Genomic DNA, 21,199 nt, shown 5'->3' on the forward strand with positions numbered 1-21,199 from the left:
GACGAAGCTATTGTCTGCAAAGTGTGAGGCTGTCATGCTGCTCCTGCCTTGTTCACGAGGCAGGGCCGGCGCCTGGATCGTCAAACGTGCGGCCAGCACTTGCTACCGTCCGGGTGTCCGGCCCTTCAATCAATCAAGGCGGGGTGCGAGATCCCGACGGTCGCTGAGACCTCCCATAAACCTCGCAACGCCCGCCTCGACCCCACCATACGTGAGGCACCCAGACTTACGACCATATTCGCCAGCATGCGTACGGAGCACTCCATCGAGAACGTAGATTCCGTGTAAGCAACTGTGCCAGTGCGATATGGTGGTGTAACCGGCGGGGTATTTGATCTTCCAGATCGCCACACCTGTCTTTTCATCGACCTTGCAAGTCTTAAGCGGGAGCTTGCCGTTGATCTCCGGGACATCCAGAATATCCCAGGCGATCTTGTTGGTATCGAGCGCGAAGTAACCATCGTTCATTGCAGGTCTCCTGTTAGACGCGGGTTGGGGTTGCGAGGAGACGGCTGTTCTCCTCGCCATTCATCTTGTCCGTGACTGTTGACGGCCAGTATTCGCGCAAGCGGGGCTACACGGCTACCCTCGCTGCATATTGCGAGACCTCGCGCCGGCCGGCTTGATGCGTGTCGGCGTGCGATTCGTTCGATCGCTCTTTGATGTGATTTGCAACAAACTCTGCATCTCGCCCGATGCCAACAAACCGGCCCGAGCCCCAAGTGTAGAGCCACGGCAGTCCAATCACATAAGCGCCGTCGACCGACGTGATGCCTCGCTTGTGGGTTGGATAACCCGTACCGTCAAACATCGGCAGGTCGACCCAGGACCAGTCGGACCGGAAGCCGGTCGTCCAGATGATGCTGGTGATGCCGCTCGCTGCGAGATCGAGCTCCGTCGGTGCCGCAGTGGGAGTCCACACCGGTTCATAGTGAGGCGTCACAGGCGCCGCGATTCCATTCTTTGCGATGTGCTCGTCTATCAGTCGGCAGATGCCATTATAGACCCGATCGGCATTGTCGAGATTGGTCTGAAGATCATCGCCAAGCTGCAATCTGGTTCCGCGGCCATCCCTGAGGCGGCCGTAGAGCTTCATGCCTTCGAGGGCGAACTTGCGCAGGTCGACGTCGCGGCCGCCGTCCCGGCCGGTCAGGTAGTGGTTGGCGTTCCTGCGAACACCTTCCTTGAGCGAGTGCTGCTCGACCGGCAGGTCATACTGGCCGAGATCGTCGAGCCAGTCGACCGCGTCCCGGCCCCGATAGAAGCGCGGGCACCGCGGCGCGCTGCCGACGGCGAGATGCACCTTGCGGCCTGCCAGATGCAGATCTTCGGCGATCTGACAGCCCGACTGTCCGCTGCCCACCACGAGGATCTCGCCGGGCGGCAACTGATCCGGATTGCGGTAGGCCGAGGAGTGGATCTGGGTGATCGCGGAATCGAGCCGCTCCGCAAACGGCGGTACTTTCGGGACGTGATAGCCGCTGACGGCCAGCACGACGCGATCCGCGGCGATCTCGCCGGCTGTCGTCTCGAGCATGAAGCCGCGACCGGATTGCCTGAGACGCGTGACGGCGACACCTTCGCGAACCGGCGCACAGGTGTGCCTGGCAAAATCCTCGATATAGGAGACGATCTCGTCGCGCAGCATGAAGCCGTGCTGGTCCTTGCCGGCATAGGGAAAGCCTGGAAGCTGGCACTGCCAGTTCGGCGTGACCAGGCAGAACGCGTCCCAGCGCTGCGTCTTCCAGGAATGGGCGATGGTGTTCTTTTCCAGCACGACATGCCCGATGCCATGCTTCTTGAGCTGCGCGCTCATCGCAAGGCCGGCCTGGCCGCCGCCGATCACGACGACCGGATAGTGGGTGTGGAGATCAGACATGATCAGCTCCTGCTATTCTTCAAACGAGACGATGGTGACGGATGCGCTAGGCGTGGCCTCGAATTGGGCTGCCGTTGCTTCGATCCGGGCGAGCTGCCCGAGCGCGCGCGAGCAGAGAAATCCGTATTTTTCGCGAACACGCTCGGCCGCGATGGTCAGCGCGGTGCGGCTCCGTCCGCGGAATTCGGTGAGCGAATAGGTCGCGCCGGCGACGAAATGATCCTTGATGACGAGCGAGGGCGAATAGCAAGCCTCGATCCGCTCATCGGGCCAGCGCACGTTGAAGTGCATCTCAGGCATAGTGCACCTCGCGCATGTCCTGATAGGTCGCCATGTGAGCCTTGGCGGTGCGACTCCAGTCATGACGCCGGGCAACCCTGGCACCATTCGCGATCAGGCGCGAACGCAGCGGTTCGGCAAGCGCGCCGAGGACGGCATCCGCGATCGAGCCCGCGTGATGCGGATCGCACCAAGCAACATCGCCGGGGCCGAGATATTCCGTGAAAGGTGCGATGTGCGACACCACCGCCGGCACGCCGCTGGCCATCGCTTCCAGCACGGCAAGGCCAAAGCCTTCGCGCAAGGACGGGAACACCAGTGCATCGGCCAGGCGATAAAGCGACGGCATTTCGGCATCCACCAGCGGACCGGTCTCGATCACCGCATCAGCTGGCAGTCCGGCATCCCGGAGCCGTGACTTGAACTGCTGCCTGTAGAGGTCGTGGTCGAGGAGCGAAGCACCGCCAGCGATGACGAGCTGCGCGGACCGGTGCATGGCGTGCACCTGCCGGAAGGCATCGAGAATGCCGAGTGTATTCTTGCGCTGCTCGACGCCGCCGATCGAGAGCAGGATCGGGCCTGTGCGAAGGCCGAGCCGGGCGCGCAGCACCTGGTCGGAGGGTGTCGAGACGGCCGAATAGCGCGCCGTATCGACGCCATTGCCGACCAGCGCCGCCGCGCGGGACATCTCCACCTTCAGTTGCTCCTGCCAGAACCGGCTGACGACGAACAGGCCGTCGGCATGGACGATCGCGCGACGGTCGAGCTCGCAGAGCCGCTCGTCCCTGAATGCATCGATGTGATGAACGGTACGGACATAGCGCTGAATCAGGCCGCGCTGCTTCAGCGTCGCAAGTGCATTGCCGGAAATTCCGTCCTGGGCGTGGAAGACGTCGTACTGCCGATGCGCCAGATTCTCGAAATGCCTGACATAGTCGGCAATGCGCGTTTCGACCATCGCAACGACGTCGCCCGAGGCGAGCGATGCAGGCACCGAGCGCGTCGAGGCAACGGTGCGGCGGAAGAAGCCTTTGCCTGCAGGGTCGGGCGCATGCACGACCGGCCTATGGCCGAGGCGCGCCAGAGCGTCCGCAAGCCCGAGCGCGTGGACCACGCCCCCCCGTGGATTGGTCGAGTGCGTGAGGATCGCGATGCGAAGCCGGGACGAACCACCGCTCATGCCACGCTCCGTTGCGGGCTGCTCTGGCGAGGCGCACAGCCGATCAGCGGCTGCTCCGAAAAATCCCAGACCGTTGCGCGGCCAGAAGCTGTGCGAATGTCGACGGTCGCTCCAGTGGCAACCTCCCCGATGTCCGCTGCCGCGATGCCGCGCCGCTGAAAGCGCGAAAGGGTCTCATCGACGTATTCGGGCTTCACCGACAGGAGATAGCCGAAGCTCGGGAACGTAAGCAGCCAGCGTTCGAGCGGTGCACCGGCGGGAATCGGAATCGCATCGACATCCAGCGTGATGGCAACCTGCGAGCACTCGGCGAGCATCGCGGCAGTCCCGACGACACCGCCCTGGCTGATGTCCTTGGCGGCAAGCGCAAGCCCGTCCTCGGCGATGGATGGCAGGATCTCCAGATCGCCCCGCAATCGTTCCGCCGGCGCGTCGGTGGCGGCCTCCCAGTTCGCGAACGGCTCGCGGTAGCGGCCGCGCAGATCGATCGCCGCGATGAGCTTGTCGCCGGGCCTGGCGTCGAAGCTGGTGAGAAGCCGCCTGGCGCGGCCGAGGATCGCGACGGCAAACTGGCTTTGGCTGCTTCGAACGTTGGTATGCCCACCGATGACAGGCACACCGAAGGTCTTTGCGGCGGCCTTCAATCCTTCGAGAATGGGCGCGGCGTTGTCCGCACCATTGGACCAGATCGCATTGACGATGGCGGTCGGCCGCCCACCCATCGCGGCGACGTCGGAGATGTTGACCATGGCGCCGCACCAGCCGGCAAACCAGGGGTCGGCGGCGACGAATTCGTTCATGAAGCCTTCGATGGCGAACAGAGTATAGCCGTCGCCATCCGGGATCGCCGCGCAATCATCGCCCACCGAGATGGCGTCGCTGCCCGACAGGTCGAGCGCGGCCGCAACAGCCGCGATGTCGGCCTTGGCGGCGATGCCGCGGCTTTGGCGGAGCCTTTCAGCGAGGCTTGTGAGTGCGGCGTCCGTCAGCATGATCAGGCCGCCAGCTTTGCGAGCGACAGGAAGCCGGTTTCGGGCGTCCGGAACGGCGGGTAGTGATCAAGGTCGGCCTCCATGCGATGGTGCGGCCGGCCATGAAGCTCGAATTCACCGAGCGAGCGCCAATGCATGTGCTGGAACAGGAGAGCATTCTGGCTCTGCACGTTGGCGAGGAAGCGGCGGCAGCCGCGCGCATGGGCGGAGGAGACGGCAAGCCGGATCAGGCCTGCGCCAACGGCGCTGAGCCGGCGATAGCTCTTTTCAACGGCAAGGCGAGAGCCCCACCAGACATCCGCCTCGTGCTCATCGGCGTGAATGCGCACGGTGCCGACGACATCGTCCTCGACCACACCAAGCAGTGACACCGCCACGAGCGGAATGGCGACGTCGTCGACTGGGTCGCGATCATCGCCCGCGAACACGTGCTGCTCCTCGCAGAAGACCTTGCGCCGCAAAGCGGTTGCGGCAGCTCGTTCCCACGCTTCGGTTGCGAATTTGACCTGGAATTCGGGCGCGACGAACGGTTTGAACGGCTCGAACATCATGCGCTTGCTCCGCGCTCATAGGTGGAGAGGGCCGAGCAGGCGCCGCATTTGCCGCAGCCTGCCTTGATGTCGGTTGCGCGCAAGCCGCCAGCGCGAAGCATGTCGGCGAGCGGACGCAGGATCTCGTGCATGAACGCCGGAGACGGCGTCGGATGGCTCTCCAGCGGCGTGCCGGCGATCGGCACGAACGGCACGACGAAGGGATAGACGCCGATATCGATGAGCCGGCGGGATATCGAGAGAATCTCGGAAGGCTCATCGCCAAGCCCGGCAAGGATGTAGGTCGAGACCTGGCCACGGCCGAAGACCGGGACGGCAGCAGAGAAAGCGTCCATATAGGCCTCGATCGACACCTGCGCCTTGCCCGGCATGATCCTTTGGCGCACGGCGGGCCCGATGACTTCCAGATGCATGCCGAGTGCGTCGACGCCTGCCTCCTTCATGCGCCGGAACCAGGCGAAATCATCCGGCGGTTCGCATTGCGCCTGGATCGGCAGGTCGATGGCGGCTTTGACGGCCTGCGCACTCTCCGCAAGGATGCTGGCGCCGCGGTCGGACGTATGCGGCGTGCCCGTCGTCATCACCATGTGGCGCACGCCGTCAAGCTCGGCAGCCGCCTTGGCGACTTCGGCAAGCTGCGCCGGCGTCTTGCGCTCGACCGTACGTCCCGCCGCGAGCGACTGCCCGATGGCGCAGAACTGGCAGGTCTTGGTGCGGCTCTGGTAGCGAATGCAGGTCTGGAGCACGGTGGTTGCGAGGACGTCGCGCCCGTGCAGGGTGGCAATCTTCCAATAGGGAACGCCGTCCCCGGTCGTGCGGTCGTAGAATTTGGGCCGCAGCGGGAACGAGACGTCGGCGAGCACGACGCCATCGCGCGAGATGCGGCTGCGCCCAACCTCGTCCGGCCGCTCGACGAGATAGGGACTCTCGAAGGCCGGCGCATTGTGGACCGGAATCATCACGGTCGCGCCGTCGATCGTGAATGGCGTGTGATCCGACGGCCCAGCACCGCCGCGGCGGCCTGTCGCCCCGGTCTTGGGATCAGCGAGCCGAACCCCGAAGGACTGCAACTCGTTGATCAGTTGCTCGGTCGGCATCGCCTTGAATTGCGGCATCTGCGGTCTCATCTGATTGGTCTCCCGGAATGGGCATGAGGCGGTTCGGGTGAAAGCCGTGTATGGGGCGCGCGGGTCGGTCGTTCAGCACCAGCGAAAGCAGCTCCGGCCGGGCGTAGTGGCCGACCGAGTCCATCATCCGCTTGCGCTTGGTGATCAGTGCGAGGTCGAGATCGGCGACGAGGATTCCCTCGCCGCTGGTCAAGGGCGGCACCAAATGGTTGCCTTCCGGCGATACGATCGCGGTCATGCAGCCGCCGCGCAGGCCTTTGCGCAGGCCTTCCTCGGGCGAGATCTTGGCAATCTGCTCCTCGGTCAGCCAGCCGGTGGCGTTGACGACGAAGCAACCGCTTTCCAGCGCATGATGCCGGATCGTCACCTCGATCTGGTCGGCAAAGATCTGTCCGACCAGCGATCCCGGAAACTGGGCCGCATGGATTTCTTCATGCTGGGCCATCAACGCGTAGCGGGCGAGCGGGTTGTAGTGCTCCCAGCAGGCCAGCGCGCCGACCCGGCCGACCGCGGTCTCCACCACCTTCAAACCGGCGCCATCACCCTGGCCCCAGATCATGCGCTCGTGGAATGTCGGTGTGATCTTGCGGCGCTTCAGCACAAGCGCGCCGTTGGCGTCGAACACGAGCTGTGTGTTGTAGAGCGAACCGTGATCGCGCTCGTTGACGCCGAGCACGATCACCATGGCATGACGCTTGGCCGCCTGCGCGATCGCGTCGGTGACGGGGCCGGGCACGACGACGGCATTGTCGTAGAGCTGGATGTGCTCGGCGCCGCTCAGAACCGGCGGACGGACAAAGGAGAAATAGGGGTACCAGGGAACGAACGTCTCCGGAAAAACGGCGAACTGGACTCCCTTGCCGGCCGCCTCCACGATGGCCGCCAGAATCCGGTCGACCGTTCCGGTCGGCGTGTCCAGATCCGGCGCGATCTGAATCGCGCCGGCTCTGATCGTGCGCTTCGCTGTCACTGTGCTCCTCCCTCGTCCGTCGCGCGAGCCAACCGAGGTCAGACGGTCCAGGTGTGGATCATGAACGCGTCGTCCCGGCGGTGAAGCAGGATGAGATCGAGCACATCGAGCGGATTGATCGGCCGGATTCCGGGAATGAGCGACGGCTCGCCATGGCCGTAGAGCGCTTGCAGCGCGAACCGGCAGGCATAGACCTTGCCGCCTTCATCCATGAATTTTGCGAGCTGGTTGTTGAAGTTCTGCGCGCCGGGGAACGCTTCGTCGCCGATCTTCGGGAAGCCGCGCTGAATGCCGAGCGTGACGCCGGGCCCGTAAAGCAGGACCGACGTCTCAAAACCCTTCCGCTTGAGGCGCAGTGCCTGAAGAATGTTGACGAGGCCGATGGAGCCCTCGAACGCGACGGTGTGGAAGGTGACCAGCGCCTTCTCACCCGGCTTTGCTTTGACGTCCTCGAAAACCTTCTCTTCATAGTCGACAAGAAAGTCGCCCTTCTGACGCGCGGGCATGTTCACTGCTGGCATAGACACCTCCTGTTCACGTCCGGGCCTCCCGGATCGAGATCAGGTTTTGCAATCAACGTGCCAAGCGGTGTTCTGCACTACAAATCATCACAACATACAATTTGCATTCAATTATGCAGTCATTGTTGACTGGAGACCTGACTGGATTTGAATATGCTTGCGCTATGTTTGAAAAATCCTGCCTGAAAATGCTGAGCAGCGCGCTCGATCGTTGTGCAACCCGCTCAGACAGGCCGCCTCTCCAGGGCACCAATAAAGTGCGATGCGATTGCGTTTATGCTTGCAACAATATACAGTCAATTCTGCTGACGTTATCTCCCGGGACTGAGCAATGGCCGACTGGCGACCCGACCTATCGAACAGCGACAAGCCTCGCTATCTCGCAATCGCAGACGCAATCGCTGACGATATCGCCGCCGGACGACTTGTGATCGGCGATCGCTTGCCGCCGCAACGGAAACTGGCCAAGCGTCTCGATGTCGATTTCACGACCGTTGCGCGCGGCTATGTCGAGGCCCAGAAGCGCGGGCTGATCGAATCGAAGGTCGGTCAGGGCACCTTCGTTCGCGACAAGCCGCGTCCGCGGCGCGCGGCGGCGAGCTTCCCGCCCCGTCCCGTCGACCTGTCGATGAATCTGCCGCCCGAGCCTGACGATCCGGAACTGATCGAGCGCATGCAGGCCGGCGCGGAACATGTGCTGCGCGACATCGTATCGCTGCTGCGCTACCAGGGTTTTGGCGGCTCGCAGGCCGACAAGGATGCCGCATCGAGCTGGCTCGGACGCCGTGCGCTGGTGCCGGCACAGAGCCGCATCTTCGTTTCGCCGGGCGCGCATCCGGCGCTGCTCGGCATCCTCTCGATCCTGGCGAAAGCGGGCGAGGTGGTGTTGTGCGAGGCCATCACGTATCCAGGAATCCGATCCATCGCCGCGCAGCTCGGCATTGCCCTTGTGGGCCTGCCGATGGATCCTGATGGCATCGATCCGGAGGCGCTGACCAACGCCTGCAAGAAGCTCAAGCCCAAGGCCATCTACCTCAATCCGACGCTCCAGAACCCCACGACCCTGACGATTCCGGACCCGCGACGACGCGAGATCGTCGCGATCGCGCGGCGGTTCAAGTTGCCGATCATCGAAGATGACGCCTACGGCTTCATTCCCGAGCACGGTCACGGCCACGCGCCCTTTGCGGCGATCGCGCCCGATCTGACATGGCATGTCGCGGGACTGGCAAAATGCATCGGAGCGGGCTTGCGAGCCGCGTACGTCGTCGTGCCCGATACGCGCTCGGCCTGGCCGTTTGCTTCTGCGCTGAGATCGGCGACGGTGATGGCATCGCCGCTCACCGTGGCGATCGCCACGCGCTGGATCGAGGACGGCACTGCGGACACGATGTTGCGGTTCATCCGCGCCGAGACCTCGGCGCGACAGAAGCTCGCCGCCGAAATCCTGCCCAAGGGGTCCTATCGTGGCGATCCCCTGAGCTTCAACCTGTGGGTTGCGCTGCCCGAACCATGGAACCGGTCGGCTTTCGTGGAGCATATGCGGCAGACCGGCATCGGTGTCGTCGCAAGCGATGCCTTTGTCGTGAGTGATCCGCCACCAGAAGCAGTGAGAATCTGCATCGGCGGTCCTTCGACGCGAACGCAGATTAGAGGTGCGCTCGAGTACACTGCTCACGCGCTCGTCGAAACGCCGGCTCTGGCGTCGTCGTTTCTTTGAATTGTTTCGGCGAACGGCGCCCGATCTAGTCCCAGACTCCGGCGTGCCGATAAGTACCTAACCGAGCCGCCGAAGTCAGCTGGGGCCACTAAGAAGGTGAGCGAAAAGCGACTTCACGCGAACGGCAGCTTCTGACGCAAAGCGGAACATTGTTGATCAACCTGGGGAGCAGTTTGGCGACTTCGGCTCATACCCGTTCAGGGTCGCTGTTGTGCGCAAGGCAGACGCCACTTGATTGAGATGCTTTTCACTGGCTGTAGTTTGCTCAAATTGGCCCATGATGGATTGGAGCGAGAGTTCAGGGTTTTCAACTGGTTAGGATGCCTCGTGTGCGCGACGCGTGCACCGGGAGATCAAGAAAAATCTTGCGACAGCCAAGGAGGAGCACTTTCTGAAGCGGACGGGGCGGCCTTCAGTGGTGCAAGTGCAACGCAGGATTTCGAGAGTTACGGCAGACTGTGCGAGGCTGACGAGCGACCTCAGTTCTCGAAGATGAAAATTGTCACTCAATCGCCACGTAATCGCGTGGGCGTGCTGATCCACCCGAGATCAAACCGCTCCTAGGTTGTGGGTTGGTCGCGTTCCCCGCGACCAACGAGTATAGCGGGCGGATGCTCCTGTGCTCCCATCAGCGGCAGTTGTTGATAGGGTCGGTCGTATGTGCGCTGCCACACATGAGGCACCGCAAGCTGTCAATTCGTCGGCCCGTCGCCGCGAATGGCGAACGTCGTAGCCTTCAGCTTAGTCATACCGAACTTGTCGAACAGCTTATCGTATGTGCCGTCGGCACGGATCGCGGTGAGCGCATCTGCGACGGCCTGGGCGAGTTGCTTGTCGCGGAAGGCGAAAGTGATGTCGGTGCCGGCGATGTCGCGGACCCAGATCTTGGCGATGCCCTTCTGTTCGAGTGAGTTCGCGGTCTCGTTGATGTTGAGCGCGGCCTCGAGCTGCCCGGCGCGCAGCGCCGCCGAGGTGGCGGTGACGGTGGTAAAGGTGCGCAGCTCGATCGGCTTGAGGCCCTTGGCCTCCATCGCCGTGCTGAACTCGCGCGCCTTGCGCTCGGTGTAGGTCGCCGATTCCACGCCCACCACGCGGCCGGCGAGATCCTCGAATTTTTCGAGCTTCAGGCTGGAGGAGGGATCGGTGTAGATGCTGATGGCCTGCTGAGCGTAGGGCACGAGATAGAGCATCTTCGAGCGCTCCTCGGTCCAGAACAGGCCGGTATTGATGGCATCGAAGCGGCCGGAGCGCAGCGCCGGGATCATCGGTGGGAAATCCATGCGCAGGAACACCGCCTCGACGCAGATGCGCTTGGCGATCTCGCGGGCGAGCTCGACATTGAGCCCCTGCAACTCGCCCTTGTCGTCGACGAACTGCTGCGGCGGCAGCGTCGGGTTGATCGACATCTGCCATTTCGGAGCTTCGATCAGGCTCGATGCCGGCACCTTCGGCGTGCAGGTCTGTGCGCCGGCCGCCTGGGTCAGGCCGACCAGAAGGGCGAGGGCGGAGAAGGTTTTTGGAAATCGCATCTGAATACTCCTGTCAAATCATGGGTGGCAGAGGAGCCGTTCTCCGGTCCGGATTCTTCTTCATTGTTCGCGTCATCCGGCGGCCGCCGCATCGCGATCGGCCTGCCGGGTCAGGATCAGCGAAATGTGGCGGGCGGCCGTCACGACCTCGTCGCGCTGGTTGAGGAGATCGAGCATCTCGATGACGATGCCGCGTCCGGGATTCTTGGTCGGCCGCTTCTCGACGAAGCGGAAGCGGACGCGCAAGGCGTCACCGGCGACGATGGGCCCCTTGAACTTCACGTCGTCCCAGCCGAGCGAGGCGACCGAGGTCTCCTCGTAGAGTTTCAACTCCGACTTCAGCCCCTCCATCAGCGACAGGCCGAACAGCCCGTGGCCAATCACGGCGGGAAAGCCGCGCGACTTGGCATAGGCGGCATCGACATGAAGCGGGTGATGATCGCGCGTGACATCGGCAAAGACTGCGATGTCGGCCGCCGTCACCACGTGTGCAGCGGTCTCGAACTCCGCGCCGAGCGCGATGTCCTCATAGCGGAGATTGACGGGAACGCTCGTGGTCATGCGGATCCCTCAGGCGACTTTGCGGGGCCGCGCCGGCAGGGCTCTAAAGCTCAGCGCGATCCCCATCGGCCCGGAGCGGAAGATGCGCGGGTCCATGTCTTTCAGTTGTGGGCTGATGCGTGGCCTGAAACCCATATGGGCGAGAATGTCCTCTTCTAGCCGAACGCCCCGCGCGATCTCGGTCAGCGTCACGCCGCCGTTCTCGAGTTCGAATACCGCGCGCTCGGTAACGTAGCTGACGTGCTGGCCGCGCTGCGCGGCGAGCGAGGCGCTGAAGCTGACCTGGCCGACTTGCGGAACGAATTTGCGGAAGGCGCCGTCGCGCCGGATCGCGAGGCGGCCGTTCTCGACACCGATGTCGAACTTGCCGCCGGTCATGGTGCCGCTGAAGATCAGCCGCTTGGCGTTCTGGGTGATGTCGATGAAGCCGCCGGAGCCGTCGCGGCGCTCGCCGAAACGGGTGACGTTGACGTTGCCGGCTTCGTCCACCTCCGCGAAGGAGAGGAAGGCGCAGGAGAGGCCGCCGCCGTCGTAGAAGTCGAACTGGTAGGCCTGGTCGAGAATGACGCGCGGATTGATGGCGGTGCCGAATTCGCGGGCGTGGCCGGGCACGCCGCCGACCACGCCGGACTCCACCGTCAGCGTGATCAGGTCGGAAATGCCTTCCTCGGCCGCGACATTGGGGATCATCGCGGAGATGCCGACGCCGAGATTGACGACGTCGCGCGGGCGCAATTCGAAGGCGGCACGGCGGGCGATCACCCGGCGCTCGGTCAGCGGATCTGGCGTGATCATCGCCACCGGCACGCGCGTCTCGCCGCAGCGCGCGGGATCGTAAGTCGTGCCGTAGGTCTGCATCTGCCCGGGCTCGAGCACGACGTGGTCGATCAGGAAGCCCGGGATCTTCACCATCTGCGGATGGATCGAGCCGCGCTTCACGATGCGCTTGACCTGGCAGATCACGGTACCGCCGGCATTGTGCACGGCTTGCGCGATCGAGAGATCTTCCCGCGTCGTGCCCTCGTGCTCCATGCTGATATAGCCGTCCTCGTCGGCCGAGGTGCCGCGGATGATGGCGACGTCGGGCGGGGCGGGGACGCGATAGAGCAGCCAGGACTGGCCGTGCAACTCAAGCAGGTCCACCAGCGGCGCGGTGGTGCGTTTGTTCATGCGGCCGCCGTCCTGGCGCGGGTCCATGTAGGTGTTGAGGCCCACATGGGTGAGCACGCCGGGATGCCTTGCTGCCATGGCGCGGCAGAGTTGGCTCATCACGCCTTGCGGGAAATTATAGGCGTCGATCAGCTCGTCGCGGACGAGGCGCATGAACGGCACCTGGAGTCCGAAATTGCCGCCGATCACGCGCGCGATCAGGCCTTCATGGGCGAGATGGCAGAGGCCCTTCTCGGTCACGGCGCCGACGCCGGTGATGTTGATCAGCGTCAGATTGTGCGGGCCGTGGCCGCCGAGGAAGCGTTGCTCCAGCGCGTCGAGGATGGCTTCGGCCGCGCCCGTGCCGCCATTGCCGCCGACGATCAGCGTGTCGGTGTCGCGAATGAGGCCGGCGGCTTGCTCCGCCGTGATGATGCTCAGCATGAGTGCGCGTCCCGCATCACGCGGCCTCCTTCTCGACCTGGCGGGCGATGATCAGCCGCTGGATCTGGTTGGTGCCCTCGTAGATCTGCGCGAGGCGGACGTCGCGGAAGATGCGCTCGATGCGGTACTCGCGCGAATAGCCGTTGCCGCCGTGGATCTGCAGCGCGTTGGAGACATGCTTCATCGCCATGTCGGTGGTGAACAGCTTGGCCTGCGCCGCTTCCTTGGCGATCGCCTCGCCGGCATCGTGCAGGCGTGCGGCGTGGTGGATCAGGAGGCGCGCGGCTGCGATGTCGGTCGACATGTCCGCGAGCATGAATTGCACCGCCTGGAAGCCGATGATGGCCTGGCCGAACTGCTTGCGGTCCTTGGCATAGGCGGTGGCATCCTCGAACGCGGCCTGCGCCATGCCGAGCGCCATCGAGGCCATCATCAGTCGGCTGAAATTGAAATTGCTCATGGCCATCTTGAAGGCCTGGTTCTCCGGCCCCATCACGCTGTCGGCCGGCAGGCGCACGTCGGAGAACGTGATCTGGCAGTCGTCGAGGCCATGCATGCCGAGCAGCTCCTCGTTCTTGCCGCGGGCGATGCCGGGCAGGGCGCCGTCGACAAGAAGGCAGGAGATGGAACGGTGGCCCGCCTCGCTGCCGGTGCGCGCGAATACCATGATGCGGTCGGCGACGCCGCCGAGCGTCACCCAGGCCTTGGTGCCGTTGAGCCGCCAGCCATTGCCTTCGCGCACCGCATTTGTGCGGATGCTGGCGACGTCGGAGCCGTGGTCGGGCTCCGAGACCGCGGTGGCGGGAATGATGTCGCCGCTCAGGATCTTCGGGATCAATTCCTTGTGCGCGTCGGTGCCGTGATGGTCGAAGAACAGTACGGCCTCAACGGGGATCGCGAATGCGTTGGCGACCGCGCCGGAGCAGCGCGCCAGTTCTTCTATCGCGATGCAGGCCGCAACCGCATCGAGGCCGGCGCCGCCGGCGCCTTCGCGCAGGCAGATGCCGAACAGGCCGAGATCGGCCATGCCCTTGTAGAGCGTGCGGTCGAAACGGTCCTCGCGGTCGATCGCGGCGGCGCGCGGCAGGATCTCCGCTTCGGCGAAGCGGCGGGCGGTCTCGCGCAGGGCTTTCTGGTCTTGGCTGTAAAAGCGGTCCATGGCGTGCTCCCGTCAGTCGCTGGCGAGCTTGGAATCGTGGGAGACTTCGCTGCGATCACGATCGAGGAAATAGACCGCGACGTCGTCGCCGGGCACGCCATAGGCGCTGCAGACGCCACGGGTCAGCGCCATGGCGGCGGCGCGGCGTTCGGCCTCGCTGCGGCGGAACGCGTGGACCTTGAGCAGGATGCGTTGGCCGGTGGCTTGCGCGCCAAAGACGCCGGCATGCGCGTAGTCGTCCGGCGCAATGGGCAGGAAATAGAGGGTCACCGTATCAGCGGTGACGCCGAACGCCGACATCAGGCCGTCGGTCACGGACCGCGCCAGCGCGGCCTTGCGCTGGTTTGGGACTTGCGGGGCGAGCACTTCGACATAGGGCATCGATCAGACCTTCGCGGACCTGGCCGCAGACGATTTGGATGAAGACGATCTGGACTTCGCGGATTTCCCCGGGACCGGGGCGTCGATCTGGCGGCAGGAGTCGCGCTTGATCAGCCGGGCGCCGACGCGATATTCGCGAACACCCTCACGGCCGTTGCCTTTGGCGTCCATGCGATGCAGCAGCCGGTCGACGGCGAGATTGGCGAGATCACGTGCGCCGTTGTCGACGATGCTGATGGCCGGGCGATGCCATTCGAACCAGGGCATGTCCTCGTAGCAGAGCAGCGAGATATCGGCGGGAATGGCGATGTTCCGTTCCGCGGTGACGCGCAGCACACCGAGCGTTGCCTCGTGATTGGCGACGAAGATCGCGCTCGGCGGGCGGGGAAGGTCGAGCAGCCTGCGGGCGCACGTCGCGCCGGTCTCGGGCACGAAATGGCCGGCATGAATCAATGTGTCGTCCCTGGCGATGCCGGCCTCACGCAGCGCGCGGACATAGCCGGACAAACGTTCGCGGCCGGACGTCGTGTCCTGGCGGCCGACGATCAGCCCGATGCGCTTGTGGCCGAGCTCGATCAGGTGGCGCGTGCCCAGATAAGCGCCTTGCGGATCGTCCGCGAGCACGGTCTCGAGATCGGTTGCGTCATCGCGCCGCACCAGGCAGACGATGGGCACGTCCTTGGCCAGCGCCTTGAGCTGCGCGCCGTTCTTGCCTGTCGGCACCACGATCAGCCCGTCGATGCGGTGATCGACCAGCGTGGTGAGCGTGTCGCTCTCCTGCTGCGGATCGTCGCCGCCGATGCACAGAAGCATCTGATAACCCAGCGCCTTCAGGCGCGCCTGCACCACTTCGGCCATCACCTGGAACGAGGCGTTGGTGAGATTGTGGACGAGAAGCGCCACGAGGCGCGACTGCCCGGTCTTGAGGCCCCGTGCGATCGGGTTCGGCCGATAGCCGAGCCTGCGCGCGATGCGCACCAGGCGCTGCTGCGTGCGCTCGCTGGTCAGGCCGGTTCCCGTCAGCGCCCGGGAAGCAGTGCTGACCGAAACGCGGGCCGCCTGTGCCACATCTTTGAGCGTGACGCTCATCCAACCTGCCGATAGACTGCAAACGATTGCAGAAACGCTATGAGCTTATTCCACGCGGATCAAGCTCAAAAAATGGATGGTGTTGCCCAATGCAGAGCCATTTGTGCAAACGATTGCATAAATCATGCGGATATTCCGCAGACGGCACTCGTCGCCTGAATTCACCCGAGCACCCGGCAGTTCCCTGATGAAGACGTTCCGCGGCACCTACACTGTCATGATCACCCCGTTCGCGGCAGCGGGCGAGATCGATGTCGCGGCATTGCGCGCCTTCGTCGACTGGCAGATCGCGGAGGGCATTCATGGGTTGATCCCGCTTGGCTCGACCGGCGAGTTCCTCTCCATGGACGATGACGAGAAGGCGCTGGTTGCGGAGGTCGTCATCACCCAGGCTGCGGGGCGCGTGCCCGTGCTGATCGGTACCGGGGCGGAAGATACGCGTGAGGTGGTGCGCCTCAGCCGTCGTGCCGAAAAACTGGGCGCCGACGGCGTGATGATCATCCCGCCGTTTTATTCGACGCCGACCGACGACGAGCTCGTCCATCACTACAAGACGGTGGCCGACGCGATCGCGCTGCCGATCATGGTCTACAACAATCCGGCAACCGCCAATGTCGATCTCAAGCCGCCTCTCGTGGCGAGGATCGCCGAGATCGACAACTGTCTCTATATCAAGGAGTCGACGCTGGAGGTGACGCGCGTGCGCGACATCATCCGCCTCTGCGGCGACAGGATGACGGTGTTCGGCGGCATCCTCGGCTTCGAGTCCTTCGTCGAGGGAGCACAGGGCTGGGTAGCCGTGGCCTCCAATGTCGTGCCGTCCGAGATGGCGCGCATCTTCAGCCTTGTCGCCGACCACGGCGGGATCAAGGAAGCGCGCGAGCTCTATCTCAAATACCTGCCGGTGATCGAATTCGTCGGCGGCCAGGCCTATGTCGCCGGCAGCAAAGCGCTGCTCGGTCATATGGGTTTTGCAGCCGGCAATCCGCGCCCGCCGCGCCTGCCGCTGCCGGCAGCACAGGACGCTGCCGCGCGTGCCCTGGTCAAGACGTTCGATCTCGCGTGGCGCAGCGCGCCAATTGCGGCTGCCTGAACTGAGGTGTGAACGGATGAACCTGCTCGACGGCGTCAAGATCCTCAGCTTCAATCATTACCTCGCGGGCCCGCTGGCCGCGCAGACGCTGGCCGATCTCGGCGCCGACGTCATCGCGGTCGAGCCGATCGAAGGGGCGTTTCAGCGCAACTGGGCGGTCGCCAACCACTTCGTCGCAGGTGACAGCGTCAATCATCTGGCCACGGGGCGGAACAAGCGAAGCCTCGCCGTCGATCTCAAGCATCCCGACGGCATCGCTGCGGTGAAGAAGCTGGTCGCGACCGCCGACGTCGTGATGGAGAATTTCCGTCCCGGAACCATGGCCAAGCTCGGTCTCGGCTACGACACGCTGAAGGCGATCAATCCCGGCCTAATCTATGCCGTGGCAACCGGCTTCGGATCGGAGGGGCCGTACAAGGATCGCCCCGGCCAGGATCTGCTGCTCCAGGCGATGTCGGGTCTTGCGATGCGGACGGGGCGGGCGGACGGCGAACCGACGGCGGTCGGCGCCGTCATCGTCGATCAGCACGCCGCCTCGCTCTATGCCATGAGCATCCTCGCGGCGTTGTTTGCAAGAACCAAGACCGGGAAGGGCCAACTCGTTGAGGTCAACCTTTATCAGGCCGCCCTCGATCTCCAGGTCGAGCCGCTGACCGCCTGGCTGAACGGCGCGCCGTCGCCGACCTCGCGCGGTCCGGCCGGCATCGCGGCGTGGTTCAGCCCCGGACCTTACGGCATTCACGCGACGGCCGACGGTCATCTCGCGATTTCCATGGCGTCGCCCAAGGCGCTCGCGGTCGCGCTCGACAGCGAAGCGCTCGAGCAGTTCGGCGATACCGACAGCTTCTCGAAGCGCGAAGAGATCACGCGTATCGTGGCGGCGCGGCTGAGGCAGAAGCCGACGGCGGAATGGCTGCCCGCGCTGGAAGCCGCGCGGGTCTGGCACGCGCCGGTGCAGGATTATCGCGACCTCGAGACCGATCCCCAGCTCAACCACCTTGGCGTGTTCAAGAGCGCCGAGAGTGCAGGGGGCGCGCCGATCCGCATGGTCGCGCACCCCGCGCGCTATGACGGCCGGACGCCCGAGGTGCGGCTAGTGCCGCAGCGGCTGGGTGCGCAGACGAGGGAGGTGCTCGGCGAGATCGGCTACCGCGCCGCGGAGATCGACGCGATGGTCGCTGGCAAGGCCGTGGGAGCGGCGCGATGATCGATTTCTCTGTCCCCGAGGAGACACGCCTGCTGGTCGACACCGTCCGCCGTTTCGTCGAGACGGAGGTGCAGCCGCTCGAAGACGTTGTGGAGCAGACGGCTACGGTGCCGGCGGATGCGCTGGCGATCACCAAGGCCAAGGCGCAGAAGCTCGGCCTCTACGCCATGAACATGCCGGCTGATGTCGGCGGCGGCGGGCTGTCCTGCGTGGAGCATTGCCTGGTCGAGGAAGAATTCGGCAAGACGTCGGACGCGCTGATCCGCCGTGTGTTCGGCCAGGTCTATCCGATGCTGATGGCCTGCAAGGGCGATCAGGTCGAACGGTACCTGCTGCCGACGGTGAAAGGCGACAAGATCTGCGCCATGGCGATCACCGAGCCGGGCGCCGGCTCCGACGCGGCGTCGATTAGCACTACGGCCCATCTAGATGGCGATGTGTGGGTGCTCAACGGCACCAAGCATTTCATCAGCGACGGCGACATCGCCGACTATGTGATCCTGATGGCGCTGACCGACAAGGACAAGCGTGCCCGCGGCGGGATCACGCTGTTCCTGGTCGATCGTGGCACGCCAGGCTTCAAGGTCGCGCGGACCCAGCCGATGATGGGCCATCGCGGCTACGGCCATGCCGAGCTGAATTTCGAGGACTGCCGCATCCCCAAAGCTGCCGTGCTCGGCGAGGTCGGCGGCGGCTTCAAGCTGATCATGCAGAGCGTGCTGCAGATCCGCCTCGCCCATATCGGCGCGCGCGCCGTGGGCATGGCGCAGCGCGCGTTGGAGATGATGCGCAGGCATGCCGGCGAGCGGCGCCAGTTCGGCCAGCTCATCGGCGAATTCCAGATGGTGCAGAAGCTGATCGCCGATTCCGCCGCCGAGATTTTTGGCGTGAAGATGATGGTGATGAACGCCGCCTGGGACATCGACCAGGGCAAGGATGCGCGCGACAAGGTCTCGATGATCAAGGTCGCGGCGTCCGAGATGCAGGGCCGCGTGGTCGACCGCGCCATCCAGGTGTTCGGCGGCATGGGCTTCAGCAAGGACCTGCCGCTGGAGCGGATGTATCGCGACGCGCGCGTCACCCGCATTTATGATGGCACCTCCGAAATCCACCGCATGCTGGTTGCGCGCAGCACCATCAAGAACGGCTTGCAGCTCTAGGAAGAGATCATGTCTCACGCACCTCTCAAGCCCGGCGCTGCCTTCGCATTTCGCAAGACCATGACGGTGGCCGAGCAGGCGATGTTCACCGGCATCAGCGGCAATCTCGGCGGGCTCTATGTCGATGCCGTCCGCGCCAAAAAGGCGGGCGCCTCCAACATGGTGGCCTTTGAGCTTGCCGTGGGCGGTCTTGCCACCACCTGCCTCAGCCAGCTCGGCGGACCGACGCGACGGATCGGCAGCATCGCGCTGAATTTCGCGGCGCCCGTGATCGTCGGCGAATCCGTCGAGGCCAGGGCGGAGATCGTTTCGGTCGCCGGCGACGACGCAGTCTGCCGTGTCACCTGCACGCTGTCGCCCTCGGGCGCGACCGTGGTGGAGGGCACCGCGACGCTGGTTCCCTTCGCGAAGGCCTGAGTGATGTACGAGCCAAAGTCCTTCGACGATCTCAAGGTGAATGACAGGGTCAGCCTGAGCAAGACCATCACCGAGGCCGATGGCGCGCTCTATATCGCCGCGACCGGCGATTTCGGCCCCGTTCATGTCGACGAGGTCTATGCCGGCGCGACCCGCTTTGGCCGTAGGCTGGCGCCGGGGATCATGGTCGCGGGCCTCTGCACCAGCATCCTCACCAGCGAGCTGGTCGGCACCATCGGCGTGTCGGTGGAAGACCGCTTCTGGTTCACCGGTCCCGTGTTCTACGGCGACACGCTCACCTTCGACGTCTGGATCGCCGAGCAGCACGACGAGACCCGCACGATCATCTGGGAAGCCAGCGCGCGCAACGAGGGCGGCCTCGAAGTGCTGAAGGCACGCGCGAGCCTGAAATTTCCACGGCGGAAACCGTCATGAGCAAGGCAATGAAGAAACCAGGCTTGCGCGGCGTCACGGTCGCGACCGTGCTGCCCTTCAGGGACGACAGCTCGATCGACTGGGACGGCTACGCCCGCGTGCTGGACTATTGCGCGTGTCCGGACGGCATCGCGGCGGTGTTCGTCAACGGCCATGCCGGCGAGGGCGGGTCGCTCTCGGACGACGAACGTCAGGCGGTGATCGAGCGGACACGCCAGCAGATCGGCGGCAAGCCGCTGCTATCAGGCATCATCGCGCATTCCACCGCGGAGGCAATCCATCAGGCCCAGCTCGCGGAAGCGGCCGGCGCCGATTGCGCCGTGTTGTTCCCGCCCGCGCCGCTCGGCGGCGGTGCCTCGGCGACCTCGCGCGCGCCGGTGGCTTTCGTGCAGGCAGTCAGCTCCGCGATCGGAATTCCCGTGTCGATCTTCCAGTATCCGCTGGCATCCGGATTTGGCTACTCGCCGGAGACGCTGGCCAAGATCGCCGCGCTCGACAACGTCATCGCCATCAAGGAGGGCAGCGACACTATCTTCGCCTATGACGAGAACCGGCGGGCGGTGAAGCAGGCCGACGCTTCCGTCGCGATCCTGCCGTCGAACTTCAACTGGTTCCTGCCGCAGCTCGCCGTCGGCGGCGACGGTATTCTCTCCGGCCTCGTCAGCCTCGCGCCGCATCTGTTCGTCGCGCTGTGGCAGGCCTCGCTCGCCGACGACCTCAAGGCGATGCGCGCCGTCAACGAGCGGCTCTATCCGATCGTCCGCGCCATCTACGGGCCTGCGCCGATCATGGACATGCACACGCGCATGAAGGTGGGGCTGAAGGCGCTCGGCCTGATCCGCAACGCCGATCCGCGGCCGCCGTTGCTGCCGGTTCTGCCCGCGCTATGCGACGCCATCGCAACGACGGTCGGCGCCGCGCGCGCGACCGGCGACATCCGTCTGGCATGAGGGACGTGCCGATGCGGGACGAAGCCTTCATCCATATCGTGCGGGTCGACATCGATCCCGAGCACGAGGCTGCGTTCAACGCCTGGTACGAGCAGAAGCATTTTCCCGATCTGCTCGCCTGTCCCGGCTGGCTCTCGGCAAAGCGCTTCGTCTCGATTGGCGATGGGCCGAAATATGCCGCGATGTACGAAGTCGCGGGGCGATGGGCATTCGAGACGCCGGAGTTCCTGAAGGTGAAGGGTTTTGGTCCGTTCGAATCCCTGGTGAAGAATTTCATGCGCATCCAGCTCAGGCCGATGCCTGGACCGGCTTGAGGGGATCGCTGATGATGCAGCCGGCCGTGTCGAAAAGATCCGGTTGGCCGCATCCAAGAACGTTGAGGGGAAGGCCGGCGAGGATCTGGTTT

At 64.5% G+C, this 21,199-nt stretch carries 23 protein-coding genes; 8 read left to right on the forward strand and 15 right to left on the reverse strand.

Annotation, left to right across the window (positions count from 1 at the left end; all coding sequences use genetic code 11):
* Positions 1-129: 129 nt before the first annotated feature.
* The 9 genes from YUU_RS52675 to YUU_RS0135230 all read right to left on the reverse strand — a co-directional run bounded on the left by YUU_RS52675 (position 130) and on the right by YUU_RS0135230 (position 7,499).
* Positions 130-468, reverse strand: coding sequence for a hypothetical protein (locus tag YUU_RS52675; RefSeq protein WP_051390049.1), 339 nt, complete (start codon positions 466-468; stop codon positions 130-132).
* A 106-nt stretch (positions 469-574) separates the two neighbouring features.
* Positions 575-1,879 (reverse strand): MSMEG_0569 family flavin-dependent oxidoreductase, encoded by a 1,305-nt coding sequence (locus tag YUU_RS0135195; RefSeq protein ID WP_027526566.1) that lies wholly within the window; start codon positions 1,877-1,879, stop codon positions 575-577.
* 12 nt (positions 1,880-1,891) lie between these two features.
* Entirely contained in the window at positions 1,892-2,179 is a 288-nt protein-coding gene (locus tag YUU_RS0135200; protein ID WP_027526567.1) for an MSMEG_0570 family nitrogen starvation response protein, read from the reverse strand.
* Positions 2,172-3,338: an MSMEG_0565 family glycosyltransferase gene (locus YUU_RS0135205; RefSeq protein ID WP_027526568.1), complete on the reverse strand. Its 1,167-nt coding sequence runs from the start codon at positions 3,336-3,338 to the stop codon at positions 2,172-2,174. Before YUU_RS0135205 ends, YUU_RS0135200 begins: the two co-directional genes overlap by 8 nt.
* A complete protein-coding gene (locus YUU_RS0135210; protein WP_027526569.1) occupies positions 3,335-4,330 on the reverse strand; it encodes a sll0787 family AIR synthase-like protein in 996 nt (331 codons plus the stop codon). The genes YUU_RS0135205 and YUU_RS0135210 overlap by 4 nt, the downstream gene beginning before the upstream one ends.
* 2 nt (positions 4,331-4,332) lie before the next feature.
* On the reverse strand, positions 4,333-4,881 hold the full coding sequence (locus YUU_RS0135215) for an MSMEG_0567/Sll0786 family nitrogen starvation N-acetyltransferase (protein ID WP_027526570.1): 549 nt from the start codon (positions 4,879-4,881) through the stop codon (positions 4,333-4,335).
* A complete protein-coding gene (locus YUU_RS0135220) occupies positions 4,878-6,008 on the reverse strand; it encodes an MSMEG_0568 family radical SAM protein (RefSeq protein ID WP_371260535.1) in 1,131 nt (376 codons plus the stop codon). The genes YUU_RS0135215 and YUU_RS0135220 overlap by 4 nt, the downstream gene beginning before the upstream one ends.
* Entirely contained in the window at positions 5,923-6,978 is a 1,056-nt protein-coding gene (locus YUU_RS0135225; RefSeq protein ID WP_027526572.1) for a Nit6803 family nitrilase, read from the reverse strand. Before YUU_RS0135225 ends, YUU_RS0135220 begins: the two co-directional genes overlap by 86 nt.
* 38 nt (positions 6,979-7,016) lie before the next feature.
* Complete coding sequence (locus YUU_RS0135230) at positions 7,017-7,499, reverse strand: MSMEG_0572/Sll0783 family nitrogen starvation response protein (RefSeq protein WP_027526573.1); 483 nt, start codon at positions 7,497-7,499, stop codon at positions 7,017-7,019.
* Between the two features lie 331 nt (positions 7,500-7,830).
* On the opposite strand from YUU_RS0135230, the gene YUU_RS0135235 reads away from it, so the two are divergent.
* Complete coding sequence (locus YUU_RS0135235) at positions 7,831-9,219, forward strand: PLP-dependent aminotransferase family protein (RefSeq protein WP_027526574.1); 1,389 nt, start codon at positions 7,831-7,833, stop codon at positions 9,217-9,219.
* Positions 9,220-9,911: 692 nt separating this feature from the next.
* On the opposite strand, the gene YUU_RS0135240 is transcribed toward YUU_RS0135235, so the two are convergent.
* The 6 genes from YUU_RS0135240 to YUU_RS0135265 all read right to left on the reverse strand — a co-directional run bounded on the left by YUU_RS0135240 (position 9,912) and on the right by YUU_RS0135265 (position 15,531).
* On the reverse strand, positions 9,912-10,748 hold the full coding sequence (locus YUU_RS0135240; RefSeq protein WP_027526575.1) for an ABC transporter substrate-binding protein: 837 nt from the start codon (positions 10,746-10,748) through the stop codon (positions 9,912-9,914).
* 72 nt (positions 10,749-10,820) lie between these two features.
* Positions 10,821-11,309 (reverse strand): MaoC family dehydratase, encoded by a 489-nt coding sequence (locus YUU_RS0135245; RefSeq protein ID WP_027526576.1) that lies wholly within the window; start codon positions 11,307-11,309, stop codon positions 10,821-10,823.
* Positions 11,310-11,318: 9 nt separating this feature from the next.
* A complete protein-coding gene (locus YUU_RS0135250; protein ID WP_027526577.1) occupies positions 11,319-12,902 on the reverse strand; it encodes an acyl CoA:acetate/3-ketoacid CoA transferase in 1,584 nt (527 codons plus the stop codon).
* Positions 12,903-12,918: 16 nt separating this feature from the next.
* The gene (locus YUU_RS0135255) at positions 12,919-14,061 is read right to left on the reverse strand and encodes an acyl-CoA dehydrogenase family protein (RefSeq protein WP_027526578.1); all 1,143 of its coding nucleotides are present in this window, start codon (positions 14,059-14,061) and stop codon (positions 12,919-12,921) included.
* A gap of 12 nt (positions 14,062-14,073) precedes the next feature.
* The gene (locus tag YUU_RS0135260; RefSeq protein ID WP_027526579.1) at positions 14,074-14,442 is read right to left on the reverse strand and encodes a tautomerase family protein; all 369 of its coding nucleotides are present in this window, start codon (positions 14,440-14,442) and stop codon (positions 14,074-14,076) included.
* A gap of 3 nt (positions 14,443-14,445) precedes the next feature.
* Positions 14,446-15,531 (reverse strand): LacI family DNA-binding transcriptional regulator, encoded by a 1,086-nt coding sequence (locus tag YUU_RS0135265; protein ID WP_027526580.1) that lies wholly within the window; start codon positions 15,529-15,531, stop codon positions 14,446-14,448.
* A 184-nt stretch (positions 15,532-15,715) separates the two neighbouring features.
* Between YUU_RS0135265 and dapA the strand changes: the two genes are divergently transcribed.
* From dapA to YUU_RS0135300, 7 genes are read left to right on the forward strand one after another with little or no spacing between them, the layout of a single operon-like run.
* On the forward strand, positions 15,716-16,624 hold the full coding sequence (gene dapA, locus YUU_RS0135270) for a 4-hydroxy-tetrahydrodipicolinate synthase (protein ID WP_027526581.1): 909 nt from the start codon (positions 15,716-15,718) through the stop codon (positions 16,622-16,624).
* 16 nt (positions 16,625-16,640) lie between these two features.
* Complete coding sequence (locus tag YUU_RS0135275; RefSeq protein ID WP_027526582.1) at positions 16,641-17,831, forward strand: CaiB/BaiF CoA-transferase family protein; 1,191 nt, start codon at positions 16,641-16,643, stop codon at positions 17,829-17,831.
* The gene (locus tag YUU_RS0135280) at positions 17,828-18,991 is read left to right on the forward strand and encodes an acyl-CoA dehydrogenase family protein (RefSeq protein ID WP_035664238.1); all 1,164 of its coding nucleotides are present in this window, start codon (positions 17,828-17,830) and stop codon (positions 18,989-18,991) included. The genes YUU_RS0135275 and YUU_RS0135280 overlap by 4 nt, the downstream gene beginning before the upstream one ends.
* Before the next feature lie 9 nt (positions 18,992-19,000).
* Complete coding sequence (locus YUU_RS0135285) at positions 19,001-19,408, forward strand: MaoC/PaaZ C-terminal domain-containing protein (RefSeq protein WP_027526584.1); 408 nt, start codon at positions 19,001-19,003, stop codon at positions 19,406-19,408.
* 3 nt (positions 19,409-19,411) lie between these two features.
* Positions 19,412-19,843 carry a MaoC/PaaZ C-terminal domain-containing protein gene (locus YUU_RS0135290; protein WP_011086090.1) on the forward strand — a complete coding sequence of 144 codons (432 nt, stop codon included), beginning with the start codon at positions 19,412-19,414 and terminating at the stop codon, positions 19,841-19,843.
* A complete protein-coding gene (locus YUU_RS0135295; RefSeq protein ID WP_027526585.1) occupies positions 19,840-20,793 on the forward strand; it encodes a dihydrodipicolinate synthase family protein in 954 nt (317 codons plus the stop codon). The genes YUU_RS0135290 and YUU_RS0135295 overlap by 4 nt, the downstream gene beginning before the upstream one ends.
* 11 nt (positions 20,794-20,804) lie before the next feature.
* Positions 20,805-21,107 carry a DUF4286 family protein gene (locus tag YUU_RS0135300; protein WP_245288183.1) on the forward strand — a complete coding sequence of 101 codons (303 nt, stop codon included), beginning with the start codon at positions 20,805-20,807 and terminating at the stop codon, positions 21,105-21,107.
* Positions 21,108-21,199 lie beyond the last annotated feature (92 nt).

Source organism: Bradyrhizobium sp. Ec3.3 (assembly GCF_000472925.1).
In the GTDB taxonomy this organism is placed as follows: Bacteria; Pseudomonadota; Alphaproteobacteria; order Rhizobiales; family Xanthobacteraceae; genus Bradyrhizobium.